General features: G+C 68.6%; 16 protein-coding genes and 1 tRNA gene. 16 read left to right on the forward strand and 1 reads right to left on the reverse strand.

The genetic code is table 11. The annotated features are described in order from the left end of the window. The 12 genes from F1C10_RS01160 to F1C10_RS01215 all read left to right on the forward strand — a co-directional run bounded on the left by F1C10_RS01160 (nt 1) and on the right by F1C10_RS01215 (nt 17,073). A complete protein-coding gene (locus F1C10_RS01160; protein WP_258043005.1) occupies nt 1-1,638 on the forward strand; it encodes a hypothetical protein in 1,638 nt (545 codons plus the stop codon). Between the two features lie 13 nt (nt 1,639-1,651). Continuing rightward, complete coding sequence (locus F1C10_RS01165; protein WP_185208077.1) at nt 1,652-2,725, forward strand: ExeA family protein; 1,074 nt, start codon at nt 1,652-1,654, stop codon at nt 2,723-2,725. Nucleotide 2,726: 1 nt separating this feature from the next. Continuing rightward, entirely contained in the window at nt 2,727-3,599 is an 873-nt protein-coding gene (locus F1C10_RS01170; RefSeq protein WP_258043006.1) for an XrtA system polysaccharide deacetylase, read from the forward strand. After that, nucleotides 3,596-4,618, forward strand: coding sequence for a FemAB family XrtA/PEP-CTERM system-associated protein (locus tag F1C10_RS01175; protein ID WP_374939358.1), 1,023 nt, complete (start codon nt 3,596-3,598; stop codon nt 4,616-4,618). The genes F1C10_RS01170 and F1C10_RS01175 overlap by 4 nt, the downstream gene beginning before the upstream one ends. Before the next feature lie 16 nt (nt 4,619-4,634). Then, nucleotides 4,635-5,786 (forward strand): TIGR03087 family PEP-CTERM/XrtA system glycosyltransferase, encoded by a 1,152-nt coding sequence (locus F1C10_RS01180; RefSeq protein ID WP_185210000.1) that lies wholly within the window; start codon nt 4,635-4,637, stop codon nt 5,784-5,786. After that, nucleotides 5,783-7,312 (forward strand): exosortase A, encoded by a 1,530-nt coding sequence (gene xrtA, locus F1C10_RS01185; protein ID WP_185208078.1) that lies wholly within the window; start codon nt 5,783-5,785, stop codon nt 7,310-7,312. The genes F1C10_RS01180 and xrtA overlap by 4 nt, the downstream gene beginning before the upstream one ends. Beyond that, nucleotides 7,312-9,204: an XrtA/PEP-CTERM system amidotransferase gene (locus F1C10_RS01190; protein ID WP_185208080.1), complete on the forward strand. Its 1,893-nt coding sequence runs from the start codon at nt 7,312-7,314 to the stop codon at nt 9,202-9,204. Before xrtA ends, F1C10_RS01190 begins: the two co-directional genes overlap by 1 nt. A gap of 102 nt (nt 9,205-9,306) precedes the next feature. After that, a complete protein-coding gene (lon, locus tag F1C10_RS01195) occupies nt 9,307-11,703 on the forward strand; it encodes an endopeptidase La (RefSeq protein ID WP_185208082.1) in 2,397 nt (798 codons plus the stop codon). A gap of 163 nt (nt 11,704-11,866) precedes the next feature. Further along, nucleotides 11,867-12,139 (forward strand): HU family DNA-binding protein, encoded by a 273-nt coding sequence (locus F1C10_RS01200; protein WP_085808457.1) that lies wholly within the window; start codon nt 11,867-11,869, stop codon nt 12,137-12,139. A 77-nt stretch (nt 12,140-12,216) separates the two neighbouring features. Further along, a tRNA-Val gene (locus tag F1C10_RS01205) sits at nt 12,217-12,291 on the forward strand. 241 nt (nt 12,292-12,532) lie between these two features. After that, nucleotides 12,533-14,152: a hypothetical protein gene (locus tag F1C10_RS01210; protein ID WP_185208084.1), complete on the forward strand. Its 1,620-nt coding sequence runs from the start codon at nt 12,533-12,535 to the stop codon at nt 14,150-14,152. 89 nt (nt 14,153-14,241) lie between these two features. After that, on the forward strand, nt 14,242-17,073 hold the full coding sequence (locus tag F1C10_RS01215; protein WP_185208086.1) for a TonB-dependent receptor domain-containing protein: 2,832 nt from the start codon (nt 14,242-14,244) through the stop codon (nt 17,071-17,073). Here F1C10_RS01215 and F1C10_RS01220 read toward each other — a convergent pair. Next, nucleotides 17,043-17,804 (reverse strand): 2OG-Fe(II) oxygenase, encoded by a 762-nt coding sequence (locus tag F1C10_RS01220; RefSeq protein WP_258043007.1) that lies wholly within the window; start codon nt 17,802-17,804, stop codon nt 17,043-17,045. The two genes, F1C10_RS01215 and F1C10_RS01220, sit on opposite strands and share 31 nt — an antisense overlap. A gap of 116 nt (nt 17,805-17,920) precedes the next feature. Between F1C10_RS01220 and F1C10_RS01225 the strand changes: the two genes are divergently transcribed. The 4 genes from F1C10_RS01225 to gspF are packed head-to-tail and all read left to right on the forward strand — an operon-like array spanning nt 17,921 to nt 23,757. After that, nucleotides 17,921-18,751 (forward strand): type II secretion system protein N, encoded by an 831-nt coding sequence (locus tag F1C10_RS01225; protein WP_185208090.1) that lies wholly within the window; start codon nt 17,921-17,923, stop codon nt 18,749-18,751. Then, nucleotides 18,748-20,934 carry a type II secretion system secretin GspD gene (gene gspD / locus F1C10_RS01230; RefSeq protein WP_185208091.1) on the forward strand — a complete coding sequence of 729 codons (2,187 nt, stop codon included), beginning with the start codon at nt 18,748-18,750 and terminating at the stop codon, nt 20,932-20,934. The genes F1C10_RS01225 and gspD overlap by 4 nt, the downstream gene beginning before the upstream one ends. Continuing rightward, nucleotides 20,931-22,541, forward strand: coding sequence for a GspE/PulE family protein (locus F1C10_RS01235; RefSeq protein ID WP_185208099.1), 1,611 nt, complete (start codon nt 20,931-20,933; stop codon nt 22,539-22,541). Before gspD ends, F1C10_RS01235 begins: the two co-directional genes overlap by 4 nt. Continuing rightward, nucleotides 22,534-23,757: a type II secretion system inner membrane protein GspF gene (gene gspF / locus F1C10_RS01240; RefSeq protein ID WP_185208101.1), complete on the forward strand. Its 1,224-nt coding sequence runs from the start codon at nt 22,534-22,536 to the stop codon at nt 23,755-23,757. The genes F1C10_RS01235 and gspF overlap by 8 nt, the downstream gene beginning before the upstream one ends. Nucleotides 23,758-23,764: the final 7 nt, after the last annotated feature.

Below are 23,764 nucleotides of genomic sequence, written 5' to 3' on the forward strand. Positions count from 1 at the left end.
GTGGTGAGGCCATGGGCCAATGCGCTCGGCTGCGGCATCGGGCTGGCGATGATCCTCGCCGCCAACGCCGCCGATGCCCGCGACCGGTATGTCGCGCCCTATATCGAACTGACGCAGGTTTTCGACGCCGATCTTACCAACGACGATGTCGTGACCTACTCGCAGATCGCGGTGGGGATCGATGCGGCCGTCACCGGTCGGCGTGCCGAGGCGCAGGTCAGCTACCGCTACGAGCGGCGGATCGACTGGGACGACCGGATCGCCGACAGCGACGTCCACACCGGGCTCGCGCGCGGATCGGTCAGCCTTGCGCCAGGTGTGGCGATCGAGGGCGGGGCGATCGCCACGCGCGCCCGCTCCGACATCCGCGGCGCGGCGCCGGGCAATTTTGTCGGCAACGTCGACAATGTGACGCAGGTCTATTCGGTCTATGCCGGCCCGAGCGTGTCGGGCAGCGCCGGCCCGGTGCAGCTCGCCGCTTCCGCCTTCGGCGGCTACACCAAGGCCGAGGCACCGTTCTCGACCGGAATCGACGCGGGGCAGCGCCGGCTCGATTATTACGACGATTCGACCAATTTCATCGCGCAGGCTTCCGCCGGTGTCGCGGCGGGCACGGTGCTGCCGGTCGGCGTCACGGTCAGCGGCGCGTACGAGCGCGAGGATGCCGGCCAGCTCGATCAGCAGTATGAGGGCTATTACGCGCGTGGCGACGTGACGCTGCCCGTCAGCCGCACCGTCGCGGTGCGTGGCGGCGTCGGCTACGAGAAGATCGAGGCCAGCCAGAAGGACGCGCTGGTCGATGCCAACGGCGATCCGGTGCTCGACGGCAACGGCCGCTTCGTCACCGATCCCGCTTCGCCGCAGCGCATCGCCTATAATACCGACGGGCTGATCTACGACGCCGGTGTCATCTGGCGCCCGTCGCGGCGGCTCGAGCTGACGGCGAACGCCGGTTGGCGCTACGGCGGCGAGACCTATTTCGGCACGCTGAGCTGGGCGATGGACCGTGACACGGGCGTCCAGGTCGCGGTGTACGACGGCATCGAGACGTTCGGACGCCAGCTGCGCGACGGCGTGCGCGATCTGCCTACCTCGTTCCAGGGCAGCGCCAACCCGTTCGGGCAGCAGTTCAACGGCTGCATCTTCGGCGGTCGTCCCGGCGCGAACGGGACGAGCGCGGGCGGGGCGGGTGCCGGCGGCTGCCTCAACGACGTGTTCCAGTCTATCTCGACCGCGAGCTATCGCGCACGCGGCATCGACGGCGTCATCTCCACCACGCGCGGGCGGACGAGCTACGGCGTCGGCGCCGGCTATGCCAACCGTCGCCTCAACGTGCCGCGCCTCGCGCCTGGTACGGTAGCCTATGGCGTCAACGACGAAAGCTATTACGCGCAGCTGTTCTGGTCGCGCGCCTTGAGCCGCGTGTCGCAGGTCGATGCCAATCTCTTCGCCAATTACTACCAGAGCGGGCTCGACGATGCCGACGGCGTCTTCAATCTGGGCGCGACGGGGACGTACAGCCACCAGTTCGGTCGTCTCGGCACCGTCGCCTCGCTCGGCGTCTACACCTTCGATCAGGAACGCTTCGACAGCCAGTGGTCGGCACAGGCGCTGCTCGGCGCGCGGTACACCTTCTAGAGGATAACTCGGCATGTACGAGGAACATTTCGGGCTGACCGATCGGCCCTTCCAGCTGACGCCGGACCCGCGCTACTGGTTCGATTCGGCAACGCACCGCAAGGCGATGGCCTATCTCGGCTATGGCCTCGCGCAGGGGGAGGGGTTCATCGTCATCACCGGCGATATCGGCGCGGGCAAGACGACGCTGGTCGGCCATGTCACGGCGCAGATCGATCCCGCCAACCTGACGGTGATCAACATCGTCTCGACCGCGATTGAGGCGGACGATCTGCTGCGCACCGTCGCGACCGGGCTCAACGTCGATCCCGCCGGCAAGAGCAAGGCCGAGCTGCTGACCGTGATCGAGCGCGGGCTGCACGGCATCGCGCGCACCGGGCGGCGCACGCTGCTGATCGTCGACGAGGCGCAGGCGCTGCCCGTGTCGGCACTCGAAGAGCTGCGCATGCTGTCGAACTTCCAGGCCGGCGGGCGCGCGCTGTTGCAGATCTTCCTGCTCGGTCAGCCCGAGTTCCGCGAGCGGCTCAACGGCTCCGACCGGCTCGAGCAGCTGCGCCAGCGCGTGATCGCGATCCATCATCTCGATCCGATGAACCCCGACGAGATCGCGGAGTATGTCGGTCACCGGCTGCGCATCGCCGGGTGGCAGGGCACGCCCGATTTCGCCGACAACGTCTTTCCGGTGCTCTATCGCGCCAGCGGTGGCGTCCCGCGGCGGCTCAATCAGCTGATGAACCGCGTGATGCTTCACGCCGCGATCACCGATGCGACGCTGATCGATGCCGCGCTCATCAACACGGTTCGCGCCGATGCCGCGCGCGATCTGCCCAACGTGGTACGGCCGGCGCCGGTAATGAAGGCGGTGCCCGATGCCGAGCCGGTCACGCCGGATGGGACGCGTGCGGAATCCGCCGAGCCCGCCCCGCTCGACCCCGTCGTGCTCGATCGCATCGCCTCGCTCGAGAAGCGCATCGAGGAGCAGGACGTCGCGCTGCGCCGCGTGCTGACGCTGCTCGTCGACTGGGTCGAGAGCGAGGCCCCGGCACCGCGCGGCGGGCTGGAAGCGGTGCGCGGCGCCGCGGCGTGACATGAACGCGCCCTTCAAGGTGCCCGAGGTTGACGCTGTGATCGTCAACGGCATGTCGGTCGACGTCGAGGAATGGTTCCAGGTCGGCGCGTTCGAGCGCACGATCGACAAGGCCGACTGGGAACGGCTGGAGAGCCGCGTCGTGGCCAATACCGGCCGCGTGATCGACCTGTTTGCCGAGACGGGGACGCGCGCCACCTTCTTCACGCTCGGCTGGGTGGCGGCGCGTCACCCCGCGCTGATCCGCCGCGTCGTCGAGGCGGGGCACGAGATCGCCAGCCACGGCTGGGATCACCAGCGCGTCTTCACGATGGATGCGGCCACCTTCCGCGCCGATCTCGCGCGCGCGCGCACCGCCCTAGAAGATGCGGGCGGCGTCGCCGTCACCGGCTATCGCGCGCCGAGCTTCTCGATTGATACGCGAACGCCTTGGGCGCACCGAGTCCTCGCCGAGGCGGGGTACGATTACTCCTCCAGCGTCGCGCCGGTCGCGCACGATCATTATGGCTGGCGCGAGAGTCCGCGCTTCGCCTGGCGTCCGCTCGCCGACAGCCACCTGATCGAGCTTCCCGTCTCGACCGCAGCGCTGGCGGGTCGCCGGCTCGCGGTCGGCGGCGGGTTCTTCCGTCTACTGCCTGCCGCGCTGACCGGCCTCGCCGTCCGCCAAGCGAATGCCGCCGGCCATGGCGGGATGTTCTATTTCCACCCGTGGGAAATCGATCCCGACCAACCGCGCGTCGCCGCCGCGCCGATACGCTCGAAGCTGCGCCACTACAGCCGGCTGGGCGCGATGGCGGGCAAGTTGCGCGGCCTCGTCCGCCGCCACGACTGGGGACGCGTTGATGCCGTCGCGGCGCGGGAGCGGCGCTGGTGAACGCGCATAGCCGGATCGCGGCGGACCTCGTCGTGCGCGAGGCGATCGACGAGGACACGGCGGTCGACGCCTTCGTGCGTGCGCAGCCCGATGCGACACCGTTCCACCTCACCGCCTGGACGCGTGCCGTCGAGCACGGCTGCGGCCAGCGTGCGCGCTTCTTCGTGGCGGAGCGTGGAGGGCGGATCGTCGGCTATCTGCCACTCACCGAAATGCGATCCGCGCTGTTCGGCAAAGGGCTGGTATCGTCCGCGTTCGCGGTCGGCGGCGGGATCCTTGGCGACGGCGTCGAGCCGCTCGCCACCGCGGCGCGCGCGCTCGGTTACCCCTCGATCGAGCTGCGCGGCGGGCCCGCCCCGAGCGGCTGGGCGATCGATCGCGACACGAGCCTCGGCTTCGCCCGCCCGCTCGCGCCCAGCGACGAGGCCGAACTGCTCGCCATCCCGCGCAAGCAGCGCGCCGAGGTGCGCAAGGCGCTGGCGAACGATCTCGACGTCGTGATCGGCGGTGCCGAGCTCGCCGCCGAGCATTTCCGTATTTACGCCGAATCGACGCGCAACCTGGGCTCGCCGGTGTTTCCGCCCAAGCTGCTGGCCGGCGCGCTCGACACGATGGACGCCGACATCCTCACTGTGCGGCATCGCGGCCGTGCCGTGGCGAGCGTGCTCAGCCTCTATCTCAACGGCACCGTCTATCCCTATTGGGGCGGGGGGACTGAGGCGGCGCGCGGTCTGCGTGCGAACGACCGGATGTATTTCGCGCTGATGGCGCACGCCCGTGTGCGCGGCTGCACGCGGTTCGATTTCGGCCGCTCGAAGGTCGGCAGCGGGCCGGCGGCGTTCAAGAAGAACTGGGGGTTCGAAGGCGTCCCGCTCGCCTACGCCAAATGGTCGAGCGGTCCGATGCGCGAAGTCGACCCGCGCAACCCGAAATACGCACTGATGGTGCGCGCGTGGAAGAAGTTGCCGCTGCCGATCGCGATGCGTGCGGGGCCGTGGATCAGCCGCGGGCTCGGCTGAGGCAGGCATGGCCACGATGGAGATCCTGTTCATCGCGCACCGCGCGCCGTTTCCGCCCGACCGCGGCGATCGGATCCGCAGCTACAACGTGCTGCGCTATCTCGCGGCGCGCGCGCGTGTCCATCTCGTCGCCTTTACCGACGATGCCGCAGAGATGACGGCGGCCGATCGCGCGCTGGTCGACGAATGCGTTTTGGTCCCACGCACCAAGTCGCGTCCGCGTGCCGCGATCGAGGCGTTGGCGCACGGGCAGCCCCTGTCGATCGCGGCGTTCGCCGATCCGCGTGTCGCGGCGGCCGTCGCCGATATCGTGGCACGCCGACCGATCGCGGCGATCTACGTCTTCTCGGGGCAGATGGCGCAATATCTACCCGCTGAGCGTCCGCGCACGGCGATGGACTTCGTCGATCTCGATTCGGCGAAGTTCGCGGCCTATGCCGATTCTTCGCGCGGGGCCATGCGCTGGCTGATGCGGCGCGAGGCACGGCTGCTCGGCGACTATGAGCGCGCGGTGGCGTCGATTGTCGATGCGAGCCTTTTTGTCAGCGCCCCCGAAGCCGCGCTGCTGCCCGGCAGCGGGGTCCTCGAGAGCGGCATCGACACGAACTTCTACGATCCTGCGATCCTGCCCATGTCCTCGCCGCATCCGCTGATCGTTTTCACCGGCCAGATGGATTACCGGCCGAACGTCGACGCAGTGACGTGGTTCGCGCACGACGTGCTGCCGCGCATCCCGTGTGCACTTTTCGCGATCGTCGGCCGTGCGCCGACTGCGGCGGTGCGCGCGCTCGCCGGTGAGCGCGTGACGGTAACGGGCGAGGTGGCGGACGTGCGCGGCTGGCTCGCCGCTGCCGACGTCGTCGTCGCGCCGCTCAAGCTGGCGCGCGGTATCCAGAACAAGGTGCTTGAGGCGATGGCGATGGCACGGCCCGTCGTAGCCAGCCCGGCGGCGGGGGAGGGGATCGACCATGCCGGCACGATCCGCATCGCGAACGGCGCGGGCGATTACGCCGCGGCGATCGCCGCGCTGCTGGCCGATCCGGCAGGTGCCGCGGCGCTCGGCCGCGCAGCCCGCGTGCAGGTGACGAAACGATACGGCTGGGATGCGCGGCTCGCCCCGCTCGACGCGATCCTCGGGCTACCGACGACGGCGCGCGCCGCGGCATGACGATCGCGCTGCCCGTCCCCACCATGGCCGTTCCTGCAGCATGGCGCGCACACCTCTCCGCGCTCGCCGCCGTCGCCGCGGCGATCCTGCTGCTATTCCGCCGCGATGTTGCCGAGCTGGTCGATATCTGGTGGACCAGCACGACCTACGGCCACTGCCTATTCATTGCGCCCGTCGTTGCCTGGCTCGTTTGGACGCGGCGCGGCGAATTGGCGCAGCTGTGTCCGATGGCGTGGTGGCCCGGGCTCGCGCTGGTCGCGGCGGGCGGCGCTGGCTGGCTGCTCGGCGAGGCGGCGGGCGCGGCCTTCGCGCGTCAGCTCGGACTGGTAATGATGCTGCAGGGCGCGGTCGTCACGTTGCTCGGCCCGCACGTCGCACGCGGCATCGCTTTTCCACTCGGCTACGCGCTGTTCATGGTGCCGTTCGGCGAGTGGCTCGAGCCGCCGCTCCAGGCGATCACCGTCGCGATGGTCATGCCGCTGCTGCACCTTGTCGGCGTGCCGGCGGCGGTGGACGGCGTGCTTATCCACGCCGGGCGCTATTATTTCGAGGTGGCCGAAGCCTGTTCGGGATCGAAGTTCGTGCTGTCGATGGCGGCCTACGGGGTGCTTGTCGCCAATGTCTGCTTCCGCTCGGCGCGGCGGCGCGCGATCTTTCTCGTCGTCGCTTTGATCATTCCTGTGCTCGCCAACGGCGTGCGCGCGTTCGCGACGATCTGGGCGGCGGAACTCACCAGCCTGGAGGCGGCGACGGGCTTCGACCACATCGTCTACGGCTGGATCTTCTTCGCCTTCGTCATGATTGCAGTGATGGCGGTCGGCTGGCGCTGGTTCGATCGCGCGCCCGACGATGCGGCGTTCGATCCCGCGACGCTGCCGCCGCCGCGCCGCCACCGCGTCGCGCTGCTCCCGGCGGCGATCGGGGCGGTCCTGCTCGCGGCGCTGTTCCCTGCTTGGTCCGCGGCGATCGCCGGCCGTTCGCAGCCGTTGCCCGCAGCGCTCGCCGCCCCCGTCGTGCCGGGCTGGACGCGCATCGACCCGCGCACGTCGGCGCCGTGGCGGCCGAGCTATCCGGCCGCCGACCGCCAGCTGTTCGCACGCTACGTCGATTCCCGGGGGAATGCGGTCGACCTTGCGCTCGCCTTGTTCGCCGCGCAGCATGAGGGGAAGGAAGTCGTCGCCTACGGCACCGGCGTGCTGCGCGCGGGCGACCGGTGGCTGCGCGTCGCAGATCTGCCCGCGATTGACGGCGGCGCGGTGATGCGGATTACCGCCGTCGGCGCCGCCGGAACCCCGGTGGAGCGCGTCGTCGCGACGTGGTACCGCGTCGGTGGAATCGTGACGGACAGCCCGACCATCGTGAAACTCGCAACGCTGAAGGCGCGGCTGATCGGCGGCGAGCCGGGCGCGGTGGCGCTGCATCTGTCGGCCGAACGGCTTGCGGGGCGTGACCCTGCTGCGGCGATCGCACGTTTCCGCGCTGCGCTCGGCCCGATCGATCAGGCGACCGCCAGGGCGCTGCGCTGATGTGCGGCCTCGCCGGCCTGTTCCATCCCGAAACGCCTAAGCCGGTCGATCCGGCACGTATCCGCGCGATGACCGATGCGATGGCGGTGCGCGGCCCCGATGGCGAGGGGGTGTGGACCGCGCCCGGCGTCGGGCTTGGCCATCGCCGGCTGTCGATCATCGACGTTGCGGGATCGCCGCAGCCGATGCACGATGCTGGCAGCGCGCTGTCGGTGCTCTTCAACGGCTGCATCTATAATTATCAGGAGCTCCGCGCGGAGCTCGGCGCCAAAGGCTGGGCGTTCCGCACCGCGGGGGATACCGAGGTGCTGCTCGCCGCCTGGGCCGCGTGGGGCCCGGCGATGCTCGCGCGGCTCAATGGCATGTTTGCCTTCGCAATCCACGATGCGCGCACGCAGCAGCTGTTCCTGGCGCGCGACCGGCTCGGCGTGAAGCCGCTCCACTATACGCGGCTCGCCGACGGCGCGCTCGCCTTTGCGTCCGAGCTGAAGGGGTTGCTCGCGCATCCGCTGCTGCGCCGTGTGCCCGACGTGCGTGCGGTCGAGGACTTCCTTGCCTTCGGCTACGTTCCCGACGACGCCTGCATCGTCGCCGGGGTCAGCAAGCTGCCCGCAGGCCATTATCTCCTCGTCGAGCGCGGCAAGCCGGTGCCCGCACCGGTGCAATGGTGGGACGTGTCGTTCGCCGATCGCGCCCGGGGGTCGGCGCGCGCGCTGGAGGAGGAACTGGTCGAACATATGCGCGCGGCGGTCCGCTCGCGCCTGGTGTCGGACGTGCCGCTCGGTGCGTTCCTGTCCGGCGGGGTCGACAGTTCGGCGGTCGTCGCGCTGATGGCGGAGGCGACGCCGCACGCGATCCGAACCTGCACGATCGGCTTCGACGAGGCGGGGCACGACGAGCGCGGCTATGCCGCCGCGGTCGCCGATCGCTTCCGCACCGATCATCGCTCGCGCGTCGTCCGGTCGGACGATTTTGCGCTGCTCGACCGCCTGGTCGCGGCGTTCGACGAGCCGTTCGCAGATGCCTCCGCGCTCGCCACCTATCAGGTGTGCGCACTGGCGCGCGAAAAGGTGACCGTCGCGCTATCGGGCGATGGCGCGGACGAGATCTTCGCCGGCTACCGCCGCTACCGCTTCCAGGCGGCGGAGGAGCGCGTGCGCGGGCTGGTGCCCGACGGACTGCGCAGCCGCGTGTTCGGCGGGCTGGGCGCTATCTATCCCAAGGCCGATTGGGCGCCGCGCCCGCTGCGCGCCAAGACGACGCTGCTAGCGCTCGCCGACGACGGGGCGGAAGCCTATGCGCGCTCGGTCGGCGTCACTGCGCCGGCGATCCGTGCGCGGCTGTTCAACGACGCCGGCCGCCGCGCGCTCGCCGGCCACCGCGCCGAGGATCGCTACGTCGCGGCGATGCGCGATGCGCCGGCGCGTGATGCGATCGACCGCGCGCAATATGCCGACATCAAGATCTGGTTGCCGGGCGATATCCTCGCCAAGACCGATCGGACGAGCATGGCAGTGAGCCTAGAGGCGCGCGAGCCGCTGCTCGATCATCGCCTGGTCTCCTTCGCCGGGACACTGCCCGCCAGCCTCCGGCTACGCCGGGGGGAGGGCAAGTGGCTGATGAAGAAGGCGATGGAACGCTATCTGCCCAAGGACGTGCTCTATCGCCCCAAGATGGGCTTTGTCACGCCCGTCAGCGCGTGGTTCCGGTCGGCGCTGGCGAGCGAGGCGGCGGCGCTGTCGCGATCGCGCACGCTCGCCGATACCGGCTGGTTCGATCTCGACGCGCTCGGCGCGCTCGCCGAGGCGCATCGTGCCGGCCGCGCGGATCACGGCCGCACGCTGTGGCAGTTCGTGATGCTCGATCGCAGCCTCCGACGGCTGTTCGGCTGATCGCGTGTCCGGCGCGCCGCCCCAACGCGGCGATTGATGGATGCGAACGCGCCACCATATAGTAAGCGTTCGCCGCCTGTCCGAAGCGGCGCCGGAGTGTTCATGACCCAGACCTTCCCCGTACTTCCCCTGCGCGATATCGTCGTCTTCCCGCACATGATCGTCCCGCTGTTCGTCGGCCGCGACAAGTCGGTCGCCGCGCTCGAAGCCGCGATGGCGGCGGACAAGGAAATTTTCCTCGTCGCGCAGCTCGATCCGGCCGAGGACGATCCCAAGGCCGACGATCTCTACGACATTGGCGTTACCGCGACGGTGCTCCAGCTGCTCAAGCTGCCCGACGGCACGGTACGCGTCCTGGTCGAGGGTAAGCAGCGCGGCCGGCTCGGCACGCTGCTCGATGCAGGCAACTACGTAACGACCGATGTGACCCCGATCGAGGAGATCGAGGCAGAGGGCACCGAAGTCTCCGCGCTGATGCGTTCGGTGGTCGACCAGTTCGAGAATTACGCCAAGCTCAACCGCAAGCTGCCGGCCGAGACCGCCTCGCAGCTCGGCGAGATCGACGATGCCTCGCGGCTCGCCGATGCCGTCGCGGGCAACATCTCGATCAAGGTCGCCGACAAGCAGGCGCTACTGGTCGAGGGCGATCCGTCGCGCCGGCTGGAGATGGTGTTCGCCTTCATGGAGGGCGAGCTCGGCGTCCTGCAGGTCGAAAAGAAGATCAAGAGCCGCGTCAAGCGCCAGATGGAGAAGACGCAGCGCGAATATTATCTCAACGAGCAGTTGAAGGCGATCCAGCGCGAACTCGGTAACGAGGGTGAGGACGGCGACCAGGACGAGGTCGCCGAGCTGACGCAGAAGATCGCGACGCTCAAGCTTTCTAAGGAAGCGCGCACCAAGGCGACCGCCGAGCTAAAGAAGCTCAAGACGATGGCGCCGATGAGCGCCGAGGCAACCGTCGTGCGCAACTATCTCGACGTGCTGCTCGGCCTGCCGTGGGGCAAGAAGTCGAAGCTGAAGAAGGACATTGCCGCGGCGCAGGCAATCCTCGACGAGGATCATTACGCGCTCGAGAAGGTGAAGGACCGGATCGTCGAATATCTCGCGGTCCAGGCGCGCACCAACAAGCTGAAGGGGCCGATCCTGTGCCTCGTCGGCCCGCCGGGCGTCGGCAAGACCTCGCTCGGCAAGTCGATCGCCAAGGCGACCGGGCGCGAGTTCATCCGCCAGTCGCTGGGCGGCGTGCGCGACGAGGCCGAGATTCGCGGTCACCGCCGCACCTATATCGGTTCGCTGCCGGGCAAGATCGTGACCAACCTCAAGAAGGCCGGCGCTGCGAACCCGCTGTTCCTGCTCGACGAGATCGACAAGCTCGGCCAGGATTTCCGCGGCGATCCGGCTAGCGCGCTGCTCGAGGTTCTCGATCCGGAGCAGAACAGCAAGTTCAACGACCATTACCTCGAGATCGACGTCGATCTTTCGGACGTGATGTTCGTGTGCACCGCGAACACGCTGAATCTGCCGCAGCCGCTGCTCGACCGCATGGAGATCATCCGGCTCGAGGGTTACACCGAGGACGAGAAGGTCGAGATCGCCGAACGGCACCTGATCGCCAAGCAAATCGAGGCGCACGGGCTGAAGGACGGCGAGTTCACGCTGACGCCGGAAGGCCTGCGCGCGCTGATCCAACGCTATACCCGCGAGGCCGGGGTCCGTACGCTCGAGCGCGAGATCGCCAAGCTCGCGCGCAAGGCGCTGCGCCAGATCCTCGAGGGCAAGGTGACCAGCGTCACGATCACGCCGGACAACCTCCACGAGTTCGCCGGCGTGCAGAAGTTCCGCCACGGCCTGTCCGAGGAGGAGAATCAGATCGGCGCCGTCACCGGCCTTGCCTGGACTGAGGTGGGCGGCGAGCTGCTGACGATCGAGAGCGTGACGGTGCCCGGCAAGGGTGCGATCAAGCTCACCGGCAAGCTGGGCGACGTGATGAAGGAATCGGCGGAGACGGCGATGAGCTTCATCAAGGCGCGCGCGCCGTCCTACGGGATCAAGCCAAGCCTGTTCCATCGCAAGGACGTGCACGTCCACTTGCCCGAGGGCGCGGTGCCCAAGGACGGCCCGTCGGCGGGCATCGGCCTCGTCACCTGCATCGTCTCGACGCTGACCGGCGTGCCGGTGCGCCGCGAGATCGCGATGACGGGCGAAGTAACGCTGCGCGGCCGCGTGCTGCCGATCGGCGGGCTGAAGGAGAAGCTGCTCGCCGCGCTTCGCGGCGGCATCACCACCGTGCTGATCCCGCAGGAGAACGAGAAGGACCTCGCCGACATCCCGCAGAACATCAAGGATGGCCTGAAGATCATCCCCGTGACGCACGTCGACGAGGTGCTGCGGCTCGCGCTTACCGATCCGCTCGAGGCGATCGACTGGACCGACGCGGACGAGCTCGCGGCGCTGCCGCCGGCGCCGATCACGCCTGCGGGGGGCGAGCTCCACCACTGAGCATTGCGTCCCAATTCGTAGTAAAATCGTAACCACGGCGGTTCATCGCAACCGCCGTGGTTTCGTTTGACAGCGCCGAAACCACGCGCCTTACTGGTTCGATCGGCCCTGCGCGGCCGAATCCATATCTACATGATTTCGCACATCAGACGGGGGTCCGTGCATGAACAAGCAGGAGTTGATTGCTGCGGTCGCGACCGTGTCCGGACTTGCCAAGGGCGACGCCAGCCGCGCCGTCGAGGCGGTGTTCGATACGATCGGCGCGCAGCTCAAGAAGGGCGAGGAGGTGCGCCTGGTGGGTTTTGGCACCTTCGCGGTTTCCAAGCGCAAGGCGTCGACCGGGCGCAACCCGCGCACCGGCGAGCCGATGAGCATCAAGGCGTCGAGCCAGCCCAAGTTCAAGGCCGGCAAGGTTCTCAAGGATTCGCTGAACTGATCAGGGTTTCGCGGGCTGGACAGGCCGGCCGACGCCGCCTAAAGGCCCGCTTCCGGTTTCGATCCCTGGTGATCGCCGGGCGCGTAGCTCAGCGGTAGAGCACACCCTTCACACGGGTGGGGTCACAGGTTCAATCCCTGTCGCGCCCACCATTTTGAGCCCCGTCGGTCCCGCGGACCGGCGGGGCTTTTTGGTTTTGTCGCCGATGCGCCGGTTTCGTCTAACGGCAGGGCATTGTCACGGCTCCGCAACATATCCGTCACCGCCATGACGCCGAACTTCCACGCAGATGTCACGCGCGCGCCCTAGCGGCGCTGTCGAAGGGCGAACGGGCAGACGGCTCGACTCGCTCGCGGCCCGGGGGACGGGCCACGTGACAACCGGGAGTGAGACATGCTGAGCATCAGCCGCCGCAATCAGTTTCTTGCGGGCACCGCCTGCCTTCTGCTCGCCGCCTGCGGCGGGGCCGACGGCGTTGCATCGCCCGGCGCCGGCAACATCGACGTGATCGTCACGCCGCCCGCGCCGACGCCGACGCCCACCGGCACGCCCACGCCATCGCCGCTCACTGCCGCGCAGTTCGCGCTGCCGACCACTCAGTCAAACGTCACCGTCACGTCGGACGAGCAGCTCGCAATCGTCAACGCGGGCAGCAACAACAACGTCAACGGCGCAGGCGGCCTCAACGGCGTCTATCCGACGAGCACCACCCCGCTTGCGACTCCCGGCAATCCTGCGACGCTCGGCAGCTTCTTCACCTCGACCGGCTTCGTCGGCGCGCTGAGCGGCCCGAACGACACGTCGTTCCAGGATTGGACCTGCAATTCCTCGTCTGCGAACTTCGGCGGAACGACGGCGGCCTGCACCGCGGTGCCCAACGTCGGCACGCTCGCGGCGGGCACCGCCTGCCCGGCGGGGACGATCGACGACAGCGTGACCGTCGGTGGGTTCAAGGCCTGCCGCCTGCCGACCACGATCACGTCGAGCCTGACGCTGCCCAAGATCCCCGGCGTCTTCTATCGCTTCCGCGGGCAGACCGAAGTCGGCACCGACGTCGGCACGCAGGGCGCCGATTCGGGCGTCGTGCTGACGATCGCGGCGGGTGTGGTGCTCGCGGCGGATTCGAGCGAGGCGTCGAACGACCTCATCCTGGTCAACCGCGGCAGCCGCATCAACGCGGTTGGCACTGCCGCCGCGCCGATCATCTTCACCTCGCAGCAGAACCTTGCCAGCAACGGCGTCTCGGATTCGACGCAGGGCCAGTGGGGCGGGCTCGTGATCCTCGGCCAGGCGCCGACGGCGGTCTGCGCGGCGGGCACCGGTCCGAACAATGCGGCGGGGTCGAGCACGTCGTGCCAGGCGCCGATCGAGGGCATCACCGGCCGCTTCTACGGCGGGCCGAACGCGGCGAGCAACTCGGGCACGCTGCAGTACGTCCAGATCCGCTACACCGGCATCGCGATCAGCGAGGGTAACGAGCTGCAGGGCCTGACGCTCGGCGGCACGGGCAGCGGCACGACGATCGATCACGTCCAGAGCCACAATTCGGCTGACGACGGCATCGAGATCTTCGGCGGCGCGACCAACCTCAAGTATTTCGCGGTCACGGGCGCCGACGACGACGGGTTCGACGTCGACAACGGCTGGCGCGGGTTCATGCAGTTCATCATCGCCGCGCAGAAGGCGGGCGGTGCGACCGCCGACTCGTTCGCGACCGAGATCGATTCGAACGGCGCCGAGGACCTGCTGCCGCGCACCTACGGCCGCTACGCCAACTTCACCTTCGTCCAGACGGCGCCGTCGGCCCCGGCGGCGATCCGCCTGCGCGGCGGCGCGGACTTTGCCTTCGTCAACGGCGTGGTGAAGACTGCCACCGGCCAGACCTGCATCAACATCGTCGCGGGCTCGAGCACGGGCACCGATCGCTCGACGATCCGTCCGGCGAATGCCGATCTGCAGGACGTCGGCCCGCCGACCTTCAACTCGGTCTACTTCCAGTGCAACGGCCGCTGAGCCGCTGCTGATCTGACGATCGCGGGCTCCGCTGGCGCTTCATGCCGCCGCGGGGCCCGCTCTCTACTATCGACCGAAAAGGCCCGATCATGCGCCAGCGCTCCGCCTACGCAGCCCTTCTCCTCGTGACCACTGGCATGGTCGCGCCCGCCGCGCTGGCGCAGGTCGCGCCCTCGACCGGCGCGCCGTCCTCCAGCGCGCCCGCCGGTCCGCCGTCGACCAGCACGATGGCGACCGGCGTCGACCCGTCGAACCCGCAAGCCACCCCCGCGGCGGACGGCCAGGCGGCTGGCGAGCAGCAGGCGGCGGAGGTCTCCGCGCCCGGCGTCGACACCGGATCGGGCGACGACATCGTCGTCGTCGGTCGCAACATCCCCAACACCGTGCGCTCGACCGCGCAGGTCATCAACGTCCTCTCCGCGGCGGATATCGCGCGTACCGGCGAGGGCGACATCGCGGGCGCGCTGACCCGAGTCACCGGCCTGTCGGTGGTCGGCAACGGCTATGTCTTCGTGCGCGGGCTCGGCGATCGCTACTCGTCGGCGCTGCTCAACGGTTCGCCGCTGCCGAGCCCCGAGCCGCTGCGCCGCACCGTGCCGCTCGACATCTTCCCGACGTCGATCGTCGGCTCGGCGCTGGTGCAGAAGACCTATTCGGTGAACTACCCCGGTGAGTTCGGCGGCGGCGTCATCAACCTCACTACCAAGGCGCTGCCGGACGAAAATTTCGTCACGATCGGTGCGTCGGGCGCGCTTGATACGCAGACGACGGCGAAGCTCGGCTACACCTATTACGGATCGAAGACCGACTGGCTCGGCTATGATTCGGGCGAGCGCGACGTGCCCGATTTTATCCGCGCGGCGCCCAACGGCACCGGCGTGATCCCGGCGGCGCAGGTTGCGCAGCTCTCCAACGCGCGCACCACCTTGCTTCAGCGCAACACCGATATCCCCGCCAACTGGTCGGGCGACATTAACATCGGCCTCGTCGGCGAGCTCGGCGCCGGCCGGATCGGCATGATCGCGACGGGCAGCGTCGCCAACACGTGGCGCACGCGCGCAACGACGCAGCAGGATACCGTCAGCGCCGACGGATCGCTGCGCAATGATTTCTCGACCGTCATCACCGACAATCGCGCGGTGGTGAACGGCCTGCTCGGCTTCGGCTACGAATTCGACGAGAACCGCATCCGCTGGACCAACGTCTACATCCACGACACGCTGAAGCAGGGCCGCGCCTCGGCCGCCACGGTGTACAACAATTCGTCGGGCAACCCGATCTTCCAGCAGAACACCAACTGGTTCGAACGCCAGCTGATCGAGAGCCAGCTGGTCGGCGAGTTCAAGCCGATCGACGACCTGTCGATCGACGTGCGCGGCGCCTATGCCAATTCGAAGCGCAATTCGCCGTACGAGCGGCAGTTCATCTACACCTGCAACACCAATCTCAACGTCCGCGTCAACGATCCGGTGGCGGGCGAGGGCGTCGCATGCCCCGGCGTGTGGCAGGCGACCAACGCCTTCGATCGCTTCGCGACGGTGGTGTTCAGCGAACTGAAGGAGGACCTTTACTCGGGCCAGGCCGACGTCACCTACAAATTGTCGACCGAACGGCCGTTCACGCTGTCGGGCGGCTATTACTATTCGCAGAACGAGCGTAGCTCGATCCGCCTGCCGTTCACCTTCCAGACCGCGACGGGCGGGGCGATCCCCTTCCCGTGCAACCTGTTCCGCCCCGATTACCTGCTCTCGCCCGACGTACTCAGCGGCTGCCCGGTCGCGACCACCGGCACGCCGGCGGACAATGCGGTGCAGCTGCGCTTCGACTCCGGCCTTAACGGCTCGTTCGCTTATGACGCGAGCCTCAAGATCCACGCCGGCTACGTCCAGGCGGAAGCCGAAGCGATCGACGGGATCCGCGCGATCTTCGGCGTCCGCTACGAGACCGCGAAACAGTCGGTGACGCCGATCGGTGCGTTGTCGACGCGGCTCAACAACGACTATTGGCTACCGGCGGCAACGCTGACGTGGAACTTCGCGCCCGACATGCAGCTGCGCCTTGCCGCCGCCAAGACGATCGCACGCCCGCAATTCCGCGAGCTCGCGCCACAGGCGTTCCGCGATTTCGAATCGGATCGCCTGTTCTTCGGCAACCCCAATTTGCGCGATTCGGAGCTCTACAATCTTGAGGCGCGCTACGAGTGGTTCTTCGACCGTGACCAACGGCTTACCGCGGCGGGCTTCTACAAGCGGATCGATCGCCCGATCGAGCAGGTCGGCTTCTACCCGACGCCCGACGCGCGGCTGCAGACGGGCTTCACGTATCTGCCCAAGGCGACGCTGTACGGCGGCGAGATCGAGGTGCAGAAATACCTGCCGCTCGACTTCATCTCCGACGAGATGGCCGGCAAGCGCCTCGTCTTCGTCGGCAACTATACCTACACCCAGTCGCAGATCACCGCGAATGCGAGCTGCGTGCCGAGCGTTCTCGGCGTGACGCTCGGCGGCTGCCCCGCGGGCTTTGCCCCCGCCAACCTCCAGTTCCGCGACGGCGCGCCGCTCACTGGCCAGTCGGATCACCTCGTCAACGTCCAGCTCGGCTACGAGGACAAGGAAAATGCGACGCAGGCGACGCTGCTGTTCAACTACGCCAGCGAGCGCGTGACGAACCGCGGCCCGTCGCTGCTCACCGGCGTCGGCTTCCAGCCCGACATCATCGAGAAGCCCGGCATCCGCGTCGACTTCGTCGCGCGCCAGACGGTCGACTTCCTCGGCACGCGCGTCGAGCTGAAGGGCGAGGCGCGCAACCTCACCGGCACCAAATATCAGGAGCGCCAGACGTTCGACGATGGGCGGCAGGTGTTCATCAACCGCTTCGAACAGGGGCGGCTCTACACGCTCGGCGCCAGCATCACCTTCTGATCGGAGCCGGCTGACAGTGAAGGGGCCGCGGGCGCATCGGACGCCCGTGGCCCCTTCGCGCGTAGTGTCACCCCCCGCGGGCGCTCGCGAAACCATTTGGTGATGACGTATTTGGTCCCGGCGCGCACTTTCATGCCGTGGTGTATCGTCGCGGGGTTGAGCGAGCGGTCGGGGCGCCGGTTGTTCCATGCGACGAGCTTGCCCGTCTCCGGCTGGATCGTCTTGTCGACCGCCTTGAACCGCGTCGCGCCGCCGGCGTCGGGTTCGTTGAGGTAGATCATTACCGTCCAGGTGCGGTTGCCCGCGACGTCGCAGTAACGATGATAGTCGATGCCGTTGGGCTCGAAATAGTCGGTATGCGCCTTGAACTCCTGCCCCACGGCGTAGCGCTGCCCCTGCAGCGGCTCGCCGTAGGTCGGCGCGATCCCGGTCGCCGCGCCGATCGCCGCCTCGACGCGCTGTACGAGAGGTTCGGCCTCGTCGAGATCGCACGTCTCGCTCGTCCGGAACGCCGCGTCGCCGTTCGCGTCGGAGATCGTCGAGGGGCGGCGGTTGGCGTCGATCAGCGCGATCAGCCCGGCGCACGTCGCCCCGTCGAGGAAGCCACGCTTCAGGAACAGCGTCAGCTTGGCGCTAGGCACGCGCTGCACGCCGGGCAGCCGCGCCAGCCGTGCCGCAGTGGCAGCGCCGTCCAGGCCCGATGCGGCGGCGGCCAGGTCGTCATGATCCATGACAGTCATTTAGCCAATTGCGGCGCTGGCCCGCCAGCCCGCGAAATATTACACAGCGCTGCAATGCGGCTGTAACATCGCGGCCATAGCCGCAGCGGCGGGGTTTGGGCAGGCTGATGCGTTTGAGTTTCGACGCCCGTGCGCGGGCGATCCTGCGGCGGGTCCCCGTCGTCAACGTTTACTCGCTCGCGGAGTTGGCGCTGCTCGGCGTCCTCGCGGTGCAGACCGCACGGCTGGTGTGGACGGTGGTGACGCCGGTGTCGCCGCTCGGCGAGTGGCGCCCGGCCGGCCTTACCGTGCCGGCGGCGCCCGGCGACGTGCTGCGCGGCTTCGACCCCTTTTATCGCATCGGCGGCGTCCAGGCGGGCCCCGCCGTCGTAACGTCGTTGCAGCTCAAGCTGTTCGGCACGCGGATCGACGAGGCGATGGGGCGCGGCTCGGCGATCCTCGCCGGGCCCGACGGGGTGCAGAAAAGCGTGGCGATTGGAGAAGAGATCATTCCTGGCGTGGTGCTGAGGGCGGTGGCGTTCGACCACGTCACGATCGAGCGCGGCGGCGCACGCGAGGATCTGTTCCTCGACCAGTCGGGCGGCAATGCCGCGATCGGCGCTCCCGCAAGCGGGGACGCGACGTTGGCGGCGACGCCGGCGGCACCTGGCGGCGGGATAACCGTCGATCAGTTCCAGAGCGACGTCGGCTTCGTGCCACGAATCGAGGGCGGGCGGATCAGCGGGCTCGTCGTCCGGTCGCAGGGCAGCGGCGCCGCGTTTCGCGCCGCGGGCCTGCGCGACGGCGATGTCGTGACGCAGCTCGCCGGTCGTCCGGTGTCTGGGGCGGGGGATATCGATCGCATCGCCGCGCAATTCGCCGGCGGCGGCAGCCTCGCGCTGACGGTCGACCGCGGCGGCCAGCCGGTGTCGCTCAGCGTTCAGGTCGCCGGTCGATGAAGCGCTGGCTGCTCGCGCCGGCTCTGGCGGCGGCGCTGATCACGCAGGCAGGGGCGCAGACGACGCTCAACGTGCGCGACGCCGATATCCGCGCCTTCATCGCCGATGCCGCCAAGGTGACGGGGCGCACCTTCATCATCGACGGGCGCGTGCAGGGCAAGGTGACGGTCGTCACCGATCGCCCGCTCAGCCGCTCCGAATATTTCGAGGTCTTCCTCTCCACGCTGCGCGCCAACGGGCTCGTCACCGTGCCGACCGCCAACGGCGCGCTGCGCGTCCAACCGATCGAGAACGCCGCCGCGCAGCCCGGCCGCGTCGGCGCCGCGGGCGCTGCGCGCAATCAATTCGTGACCGAGATCATCCGCCTGCGCGCGATCGACGCACAATCGGCGGTCGATACCGTGCGGCCGCTCGTCTCGGCGCAGGGGTCGGTCAGCGCCAACCGTGCGGGCAGCTCGATCGTCATCGCCGATTTTGCCGACAACGTGCGCCGCGTGCGCGAGGTGCTGCGCCGGATTGACACCGACAATGCATCGACCCGCGTCGTCGCGCTGCGCAACGCCGGCGCGCGCGACATCGCCACCGCGCTGCAGGGCCTCGTCGGCACACCCGCGCAGGGGCAGGGGCAGGCGACAAGCGTCGTCGCGGTCGAGGGCGCCAATTCGGTCGCGCTGCGCGGCGATCCGTCGACCGTCGCACGGCTCGCGCAGGTCGCGCTCGATCTTGATCAGAAGGCCAAGAGCGGCACCGAGATCCGCGTCGTCTTCCTCGAACATGCCGATGCGGCTCAGCTGCTTCCCGTGCTCCAGCAGCTCGTCGGCCAGACGCCCGATTCGATTCCGCAGAACCAGCTCAGCCAGTCGAACTTCGGCGCCAGCAGCAACGGCACCGGTGGCGGGCAGCCGACGGTCAACACCGCCGGACAGGCGCAGAGCCAGAGCGCGCCCGGCGGCGGCGCGAGCGGGCAGGCGGCGGTGCAGGCGCAGGGCGGCCGCGCGCCGGCGGTCGTCACGCGTTTCGTCGGCGCCAATGCGATCGTCATCGCCGCGCCCGCCGATATCCAGCGCCAGCTATCCGAAGTGGTGCGCCAGCTCGATACGCGGCGCGAGCAGGTGCTGGTCGAGGCGATCGTCGCCGAAGTTTCGGATCAGACGGCGAGCCGGCTCGGCTTCCAGTTCCTGCTCGGCAGCCTGTCAGGCGGGGCGTTCGGCGCGACGAGCTTCTCGAACTCGGCGCCTAACCTGCTGACGATCGCCGGCGCGATCGGCGCGCGAGAGATCGGCGGCACGACGACGACGGTGGTCGCTGCGGACGGCACGCGCACGACCACCAATACCGGTAACACCGCCAGCGACGCGCTCGCGCAACAGGCGATCAATTCGATCCTGGGCGCGAGCGGCGGTTTCGGCGGCTTCGGCGGGACGATCGGCGACACGATTTTTGGCACAATCATCAACGCGGTGAAGAGCGACACGACGTCGAACCTGCTCCAGGCGCCGAGCCTAATCACGCTCGACAATCAGGAAGCGCGCATTCTCGTCGGCCAGGAGATCCCGATCACCACCGGCCAGGCGCTCAGCCAGAATTTTGACAACGCCTTTCGCACGGTCCAGCGCGAGAATGTCGGCATCCAGCTAGAGGTGCGTCCGCAGGTGAATTCGTCCGGCTCGATCAAGCTCTTCCTGCATCAGCAGGTCAGTTCGATTGCAGGCCCGGTATCGAACGACAATTCCGACCTCATCCTCAACAAGCGCGAGGTCGAGACGACGCTGACCGTCGATGATGGTCAGATCGCGATCATCGGCGGCCTTCTCTCGGACGACGAACGCCGCACGCTCGAAAAGCTGCCGCTGCTCGGCGACATTCCGGTGATCGGCAATCTCTTCCGTTCGAAGGCGCGGCAACGCACCAAGACCAACCTCATGGTCTTCATCCGCCCGACGATCCTGCGTTCCGCCGAGGACAACCGACGCGTCACCGAACAGCGCTACGGTTATCTGCGCCTTCAGCAGGGCCAACAGGAACCGACCCGCGAGCCGTCGATCGACGAACTGGTGCGTGATTACATGGGTGCCGCCGCCCCGATTCCGTCGGCGCCGATCCCCGGCAATATCGAGGACCCCCGCGTCAACGTGCCCGTCCAGCGCAACTCTACCGTCACCATCAAGCGCCGCGACAAATGATCAAGACCGGGCGCGACCTCGACGATCCGCAGCCCGATCTGCTCGGCGCACGCGACGAGCATGAGCGCGTCGAAATCGCCGCGGTCGACGCGCGTGCCGAGCCCGTTGGGCCGGCACTCCTGCTGGCGACCGAGGCGGCGCCGATCGTCGCTTTGCCCTACGCCTTCGCGCGCAAGTTCGGCGTGACGCTCAATGGCGAGGCGGTGGCGCTGCGCGAGGGTGCCGATCCGCGCGCGCTGATCGAGGTGCGCCGTGTGCTCGGTCGCCCGTTCGACATCACCGTGCTCGAACCGGCAGCGTTCGATCGGCTGCTCGGCGACAATTACGCGATGGACGGGCAGGCGACCGCGCTCGCTGCCGTGGGCATGGGCGACGAGCTCGACTTGCTCGCGGACGGCATCCCGACGGCCGAGGACCTGCTCGATACCGCCGACGATGCGCCAGCGATCCGGCTCATCAACGGCGTCATCGCCGATGCCGCGCGCAACGGCGTTTCCGACATCCATATAGAGCCTTACGAGACGGGGCTCGTCGTGCGTATGAGGATCGACGGCGTGCTGCGGGAGACGCTGCGCATGCCGCCGCACGTGGCGCCCGTTGTGGTCAGCCGCATCAAGGTGATGGCGCGGCTCGACATCGCCGAGCGGCGCGTGCCCCAGGACGGACGCATGGGGCTGACGCTGGGCGGCAAGCTGCTCGACGTGCGCGTCTCGACGCTGCCGAGCCGCGCGGGCGAGCGCGTCGTGCTCCGCATCCTCGACAAGGAGAATGCGGGGATCGATCTGTACGCGCTGGGCATGTCGCCGCCGATGTACGCGATGCTCGAAGGCGCGGTGAACGAGCCCAACGGCATCGTTCTCGTCACCGGCCCGACCGGCAGCGGCAAGACGACGACGCTCTATGCCGCGCTTCGCCTGCTCAACGACGGCAGCCGCAACATCCTGACGGTCGAGGATCCGGTCGAATATGCCGTCGAAGGCGTCGGCCAGACGCAGGTCAACGCCAAGGTCGGATTGACCTTCGCCGCTGGCCTGCGCGCGATCCTGCGGCAGGATCCGGATGTGGTGATGGTCGGCGAGATCCGTGACCGCGAGACGGCGGAGATCGCCGTGCAAGCGTCGCTGACCGGCCACCTCGTCCTATCCACCGTCCACACCAACGATGCGGTCGGCGCGATCACGCGCATGCGCGACATGAAGGTCGAGCCGTTCCTGCTCGCCTCGACGCTGCGTGCGGTGATCGCGCAGCGCCTCGTGCGCCGGCTGTGCCCAGCCTGTCGCCGCGCGGTGCCGGCGGGCGAGACCGCCGCGCCGCTGCTCGGCATCGCCCGCGACGCGATTGTGTACGAGCCGGGCGCATGCGCCGAGTGCAACCAGACGGGGTTCAAGGGCCGCGTCGGCTTGTTCGAGGCGGTGCGCATCGACGAGACCGTCCGGCGGCTGATCAGCGACGGCGCCGATGAGACCGCGATTGCCGCGCACGCCTTCGCACGAGGCGACACGCTCGCGCTCGCCGCGCGGCGGATGGTCGAGGACGGCGCGACGACGGCGGGCGAGGCGGTGCGCGTCTCGCGCCGCGATGCCGATGCGGAACCGGTTGGTGGCTGACTTCGACTATCTCGCGATCGATACGCGCGGGCAGGAGGCGCGCGGCCATGTTGCCGCGAGCGATATGGCCGCGGCGCGGGCGCTGCTCGACCGCCGCCGGCTGTACGTCGTCCGCATCGAGCCCGGCAGCGCGCCCGCGGCGCGCGGGCGGCCGCTGTTCGGGCTGCAGCTAGGCCGTGCGCGCATTTCCGCGAAACAGCTGACCCTGTTCACCCGCCAACTCGCGACGTTGTCGCGCGTGTCGCCGCTCGAGGAATCGCTGCGCACGATCACGCGCCAGACCGAGCAGGAGAAGGTGCGCGCCGTCGTCCAGACCGTTCACGCCGGGGTGGTAGAGGGGCGACGTCTGGCGGACGCGATGGCGCGCGAGCCAAAGAGCTTCCCGCCGCTGTTTCGCGCGATGGTTGCCGCAGGCGAGAGCTCGGGCACGCTGCCTGCGATCCTCGAACGACTCTCGATGCTGCTCGAACGGCAGGCAGAAATCCGTGGCAAGCTGTTGACGGCGCTCGCCTATCCAACGATCCTCGCTGTCGTCGCGCTGGGCGTCGTTGCGGCGCTGATGATCTTCGTCGTACCGCAGGTGGTCGAGCAGTTCGATACCGTCGGCCAAGCCCTGCCGCTGCTGACGCGCATCGTCATCGGCGTTTCCGACATCCTCGTCGGCTGGTGGTGGCTGATGCTGCTCGTGCTCGGTGCAGCGATCGCCTGCTTCGTCGTCGCACTGCGCCAACCGCCGATCCGCCTGGCCTTCGACAGTTGGCTGCTGCGCGTGCCGCTGCTCGGGCGACTGCTGCGCGATCTCCACGCCGCGCGCATGGCGCGCACGCTCGCGACGATGGTGGCGAGCCGTCTGCCGCTGCTGGAAGGCTTGTCGCTGACCGCGGGAACGATCCACAACCGCCGCCTAAAGCTCGCCTCCGACGAGATTACCACCGCGATCCGCGGTGGCGGCAGCCTGTCGGCGGCGATGCGCCGCACCGGCGTCTTCCCCCCGCTGCTCACTTACCTCGCTGCGTCGGGCGAGGCGGCGGGGCGGCTCGACGAGATGCTCGAGCGCGCGGCGGATTATCTTGAGCGCGAGTTCGATCGCTTCACCGCTACCGCCATGTCGCTGCTAGAGCCGGCGATCATCGTGCTGATGGGCGGGATCGTCGCGACGATCGTCCTGTCGATCCTCCTTCCCATCCTGCAGCTCAACACGCTTGCCGGGCAATGAGAGACAT

It is taken from the genome of Sphingomonas sp. NBWT7 (assembly GCF_014217605.1).
In the GTDB taxonomy this organism is placed as follows: Bacteria; Pseudomonadota; Alphaproteobacteria; order Sphingomonadales; family Sphingomonadaceae; genus Sphingomonas.

Coding starts and splice junctions, on each gene's coding strand:
- gspD (WP_185208091.1), top strand. CDS start 18,748: ATGAAGCGCTGGCTGCTCGCGCCGGCTCTGGCGGCGGCGCTGATCACG.
- F1C10_RS01210 (WP_185208084.1), top strand. CDS start 12,533: ATGCTGAGCATCAGCCGCCGCAATCAGTTTCTTGCGGGCACCGCCTGC.
- F1C10_RS01235 (WP_185208099.1), top strand. CDS start 20,931: ATGATCAAGACCGGGCGCGACCTCGACGATCCGCAGCCCGATCTGCTC.
- F1C10_RS01170 (WP_258043006.1), top strand. CDS start 2,727: ATGAACGCGCCCTTCAAGGTGCCCGAGGTTGACGCTGTGATCGTCAAC.
- F1C10_RS01190 (WP_185208080.1), top strand. CDS start 7,312: ATGTGCGGCCTCGCCGGCCTGTTCCATCCCGAAACGCCTAAGCCGGTC.
- F1C10_RS01165 (WP_185208077.1), top strand. CDS start 1,652: ATGTACGAGGAACATTTCGGGCTGACCGATCGGCCCTTCCAGCTGACG.
- F1C10_RS01180 (WP_185210000.1), top strand. CDS start 4,635: ATGGAGATCCTGTTCATCGCGCACCGCGCGCCGTTTCCGCCCGACCGC.
- xrtA (WP_185208078.1), top strand. CDS start 5,783: ATGACGATCGCGCTGCCCGTCCCCACCATGGCCGTTCCTGCAGCATGG.
- F1C10_RS01200 (WP_085808457.1), top strand. CDS start 11,867: ATGAACAAGCAGGAGTTGATTGCTGCGGTCGCGACCGTGTCCGGACTT.
- F1C10_RS01225 (WP_185208090.1), top strand. CDS start 17,921: ATGCGTTTGAGTTTCGACGCCCGTGCGCGGGCGATCCTGCGGCGGGTC.
- F1C10_RS01215 (WP_185208086.1), top strand. CDS start 14,242: ATGCGCCAGCGCTCCGCCTACGCAGCCCTTCTCCTCGTGACCACTGGC.
- lon (WP_185208082.1), top strand. CDS start 9,307: ATGACCCAGACCTTCCCCGTACTTCCCCTGCGCGATATCGTCGTCTTC.
- F1C10_RS01220 (WP_258043007.1), bottom strand. CDS start 17,804: ATGGATCATGACGACCTGGCCGCCGCCGCATCGGGCCTGGACGGCGCT.